At 69.2% G+C, this 4059-nt stretch carries 4 protein-coding genes; 2 read left to right on the forward strand and 2 right to left on the reverse strand.

Translation table 11 applies throughout. From position 1 onward, the window contains the following. Both cydB and ACLN58_RS18945 read right to left on the reverse strand, forming a co-directional pair. The gene (gene cydB, locus ACLN58_RS18940) at positions 1-1092 is read right to left on the reverse strand and encodes a cytochrome d ubiquinol oxidase subunit II (RefSeq protein ID WP_415856788.1); all 1092 of its coding nucleotides are present in this window, start codon (positions 1090-1092) and stop codon (positions 1-3) included. A gap of 9 nt (positions 1093-1101) precedes the next feature. Beyond that, entirely contained in the window at positions 1102-2682 is a 1581-nt protein-coding gene (locus tag ACLN58_RS18945) for a cytochrome ubiquinol oxidase subunit I (RefSeq protein ID WP_415856789.1), read from the reverse strand. A gap of 252 nt (positions 2683-2934) precedes the next feature. Here ACLN58_RS18945 and ACLN58_RS18950 point away from each other — a divergent pair, with 252 nt between their 5' ends. Next, positions 2935-3306 carry a BlaI/MecI/CopY family transcriptional regulator gene (locus ACLN58_RS18950; protein WP_415856790.1) on the forward strand — a complete coding sequence of 124 codons (372 nt, stop codon included), beginning with the start codon at positions 2935-2937 and terminating at the stop codon, positions 3304-3306. Positions 3307-3336: 30 nt separating this feature from the next. Continuing rightward, positions 3337-4059, forward strand: a 723-nt coding sequence (locus tag ACLN58_RS18955; protein ID WP_415856791.1) for a M56 family metallopeptidase, incomplete at its 3' end; no start/stop codon positions are given.

A 4059-nucleotide genomic window follows, 5' to 3' on the forward strand; every position in this document is an offset into this window, starting at 1 on the left:
CTACTCGTCCGCGGCCGGGCCACGGCCTGCGGGCCCGTGTCCGGTGACGGCCCGCGCGAGGAAGGCCGGAACCACGTTGTGGGCCGTCGGGATGCTGCCCACCGTGATCCGCTTGCGGAACACCCAGTAGGTCCAGCTCTGGTAGGCAAGCACGAGCGGGAGGCCGATGAGCGCCACGACGCTCATGAGGCCGAGCGTGTACGCCGAGGAGGACGCCGTGCCGATGGTGAGGCTGTACGCCGGATCGAGCGTGGACGGCAGGACAACCGGGAACACCGCGCTGAAGATCGCCGCCGCGCCCGCGGCGAGGAAGAGCGCCATGAGCAGGAACGCCCGGCCTTCCGAGCCGCGTCGGGCGAGCGCCCAGGCGACGAGGGCCGCGGCGGCCGCAACTACCGTGAGCGCCCAGCTCCACCACTTCGAGCCATGGAGCTGCACGTCGATGACCCACGCGACGAGCGGGAGGATCCCGAGCGGCATCCAGCGTCCGAACGCCGTGTGTGCGCGGCGGCGGATCTCGCCGTCGGTCTTGAGCGCGAGGAACGCGAGCGCGTGGACCAGCGCGAAGCCGACGACGGCGAGCCCGCCGAGGACGGCGTGCACGTTGAGCCACGCGAACTGGCCGCCCACGCGGTCGCCGTTCGCGTCGAGCGGCAGGCCCGTGGTCGTGAGGGCAAGCATCGCTCCGACGCAGAACGCGGCAACCGCAGAACCGAGCGCGATCGCCCAGTCCCACGCCCGCGTCCACCGCGCCGAGACGATCTTGCCGCGGTACTCGAACGCGACCGCCCGGAAGATGAGGGCCACGAGGGCTAGCAGGAGCGGCAGGTAGAGCCCCGAGAAGAGGGACGCGTACCAGCGCGGGAACGCCGCGAAAGTGGCGCCGCCGGCCGTGAGCAGCCAGACCTCGTTGCCGTCCCAGACGGGGCCGACCGTATTGAGGAGAACCCGGCGCTCGGCGTCGTTGCGGGCGAAGAGCTTCATGAGCATGCCGACGCCGAGGTCGAAGCCCTCGAGGAACAGGTAGCCGATCCAGAGGACGCTGACGGCGCAGAACCAGACCGTGGGCAGGAATTCCGAAGGAGTTGACACGGTGCGCTCCTAGTAGGCGAAGGCCAGGACGTCGTCGGACTGCTTCCCGTCGCTGGGTCCGTCCTCGCCGTGCGGCAAGGCCAGCTCAGGCATCGCGGAGGCGACGCCGCCGCGGGTGTACCGCCACAGCAGCCTGACCTCCACGACCATGAGGGTCGCGTAGATGGCCGAGAGGACGATGAGCGAGGTGAGGATCTCCGCCGCGCTCACGCCGGGTGAGACTGCTGCGGCCGTGAACATGAACACCTGGTCGACGCTCCCGGCCATGGACGGGTTGGGCGCGACGACGAACGGCTGGCGTCCCATCTCCGTGAAGATCCAGCCCGCGGCGTTCGCGCCGAAGGGCGCGAGGATGCCGACGACCGCGAGCCGCATGAGCCAGCGGGCCTGCGGCACCGTGCCCCTGCGGGTGAGGTACAGCGCGACCGCGGCGGCCAGGGCCGCGAGGCCGCCGAAGCCGATCATCATTCGGAAGCCCCAGTAGGTGACCTCCATGACGGGGACGTACTGGATGGCCTCGCCCGCGCGGTCGCCGTAGATGGGGTTGTCCGGGAGGTTGGTTCCGTAAGCCTTCTTGTACTGGTCTTGGAGGCTGTTGACGCCCTTGACGTTGGTCGAGAAGTCGCCCTTCGCGAGGAACGAGAGCAGGCCCGGGACCTCGATCACGGCGGCGACGTTCGAGCAGTCCTTCGAGCCGACGTCGCCCACCGAGAGGACGGAGAAGCTCGTGCCGTCGTGGCACGCCGCCTCGGCCGCGGCCATCTTCATGGGCTGCTGCTCGAACATGAGCTTGCCCTGGACGTCGCCGGAGATCGCGGTGCCCGCGAAGGAGATCATGGCGACGACGGCGCCGATCCGCAGGCTCCGGAGCCACACGCGGTGGTCGGTGCGGTCGCGGCCCGGGAGCTCCGGATGCTCGCCTGGGATCACGCGCCCGTCCGCGCCGACTGTGTCGATGCCGTCCTTGCGGCGCTGCCACAGGTGGTACCAGGAGATCCCGAGGAGGAACGCGCCCGCGACGCCGAGCGCGCCGAGGAGCGTGTGCGGCACGGCGACGAGCGCCGTGTTGTTCGTGAAGACCGCCCACGCATCCGTCATGACCGGGTGGCCGTTGACCACCGTCACGCCGACCGGGTGCTGCATCCAGCTATTGGCCACGATGATGAAATACGCCGAGACGGCCGAACCGATCACAGCGCACCACAGGGCCGCGAGGTGCAGGCCCGGCCGCAGGAGCTTCCAGCCGAAGATCCAGAGGCCGAGGAACGTGGACTCAACGAAGAACGCGAGGAGCGCCTCCATGGCGAGCGGGGCACCGAAGACATCGCCCACGAAGCGGCTGTACTCGCTCCAGGCCATGCCGAACTGGAACTCCTGCACAATGCCAGTCGCGACGCCCATGATGAAGTTGATGAGGAAGAGCTTGCCCCAGAACTTGGTCATCCTGAGGTACTCGGCCTTCCCCGTCCGGTACCAGGCCGTCTGCATGACGGCCACGACGAGGCCAAGTCCGATGGTCAGGGGAACCATCATGAAGTGGTAGACAGTCGTGATGCCGAACTGCCAACGGGCGATTTCCAAGGCGTCCATGTGCGCTCCTGTCGATGCCGGAGGAGTCTTCTACAAACCGTAGAAGCAACTCTTCTACAGAGTGTAGAACATTCGATGCGGGCTCCGCTCCCCGCAACGCCGCGCCTCGCCGTCATCCTGCTCACAGCGAACACGCGCCGAGGCCTGCTGCGCGCCTTCTTCTACCTCGCGTAGAATGGAGGCAAGGTTCCGCGGGAACCCGGTCCGGGCGCACCTGCAGACCCGGGACGATCATCACGGGAGGACGTAACGATGGCAAGCCTCGGGGAGCTCGAGCGTTCGGTGATGGACCAGCTCTGGTCGACCTCTGATGCGTCGACGGCCAATGAGCTGCGTGACCGGCTCGCGCAGAGCGAGGGGCAGGGCCACGAGGCCAAGGACCTCGCCGTGACGACCGTCCTGACCGTGCTGTCACGGCTCGAGAAGAAGGGCCTCGTGGAGCGCGAGCGCGGCACGCGACCGCACCGATACCGCGCCGTCTCGACGCGCGAGGACCACACCGCGCGTCTCATGCACGAGGCGCTCGGCACCGCGCCGGACCGCGAAGCGGTCCTCGCACGCTTCATCGGGAGCGTGAGCGAGGCCGAGGCCGCGACCCTGCGCAAACTCCTCGCCCGGGGCTAGTCCGGCCACCCTGACGCTTCGGGGACAGCCGTGCTGCTGACCGCGTACCTGCTCGCCTTGCTGGCCATCCTGCTCGCGTGGCCGGTTCCTGTAGCGCTGTCCCGCGCCCGTTGGACCTCACGATCGCCGTTCGCCGCGATGGTGCTGTGGCAGTCGATCGCGCTCGCGGGTGGGCTCTCCATGATCGGGGCCATGCTCGTGTACGGGCTCGAACCCCTCGGCGACAACCTCCTCCAGGCCGTGCGGCGCGCCCTGGGGATCGTCGTGGGCAACCGAGCCTCGGATCAGCTCCACTTCTGGCACCTCTTCGCACTGTGCGCCGCCGCGCTCCTCGGGCTCCACCTCGTCTTCACCCTCGGGCTCACGTACGCGCGGATCACCACCCAGCGGCGGCGCCACCGCGAACTGCTCGAGGTCCTGAGCCTGCCGTCCGGGGCGATCGAGCGCACGCTTGTCATCAACCATCCCGCGCCAGTGGCGTATTGCCTCCCCGGCGGGTCGCGCTCGGTGACCGTGCTCTCCGACGGTCTCATGGACGCGCTCACGCCCGGCGAGCTCTCCGCCGTCGTCGATCACGAGCGCGCGCATCTCACCCAGCGGCATCACCTCCTGCTGTGGTCCTTCGAGGCGTGGCGCCAGGCCCTCCCCTGGCTGCCGACTACGCGCCTCTCGCGGCAGGCGGTGTCCTCGCTCGTCGAGATGCTGGCCGACGACGTCGCGCGCCGCACCGCGCCGGACGAGGTTCTGGTCCGG

It is taken from the genome of Sinomonas sp. G460-2, assembly GCF_047759905.1.
Classification (GTDB): Bacteria; Actinomycetota; Actinomycetes; order Actinomycetales; family Micrococcaceae; genus Sinomonas.